This window comes from Gilliamella sp. B2828, from assembly GCF_026537125.1.
Classification (GTDB): domain Bacteria; phylum Pseudomonadota; class Gammaproteobacteria; order Enterobacterales; family Orbaceae; genus Gilliamella.
In genome coordinates, this window is the sequence record NZ_JAFNMU010000036.1 from 1 (window position 1) to 574 (window position 574).

Below are 574 nucleotides of genomic sequence, written 5' to 3' on the forward strand. Positions count from 1 at the left end.
GTATTTTTTATTCATCGTCAAAAGCACTCTCTCTGATCCTGATACTATCGGTAATGTCACGCCAAATGACCATCAGCTGATCTTCGTTGTAGGTGGGAATGCTAGTATCGGTTGGTATCTTATAATGCATTTTAAATGTCAATTGCGGCTTTTTATAATTGGCATCAAATTGATTGATTGCTAAGTAAAAAATATACCCTTCTTGCATTATGGGATAGTCTTTATTATTATCCGAAAAAAATGCCCCTTTTACTATCCACTCTTCCATTTGCAAATTATGGCTTTCCCGTTTGCCTTTATAAACCGTATGGCCTGGTTTGGGCATCACAATTTCATCGGGCGCATCAAGCAGTGATAAATCATCGGAATAGTCATCAATATCAATTTGAATGGAGAAGCTTTTATGGCTGTTGTAGCGAAAGTTAAAATTCAAATTTTTATACTCTTTTACGCCACCGTGCATAAAGCCATTGATAAAACAAAACCCAGGTTCGGTGGGGATGGTATAGTCATCACGTACCGTAATTTGTTCAAACAGTTTATACATCTGTGCTAATTTTTCGGGTACATTATT

At 36.6% G+C, this 574-nt stretch carries 1 protein-coding gene; it reads right to left on the reverse strand.

What is annotated here, in order from left to right; genetic code table 11:
- Positions 1 to 7: 7 nt before the first annotated feature.
- Positions 8 to 574 (reverse strand): T6SS immunity protein Tli4 family protein (locus J3U19_RS11455; protein WP_267346379.1); only part of this gene is annotated, 567 nt, incomplete at its 5' end.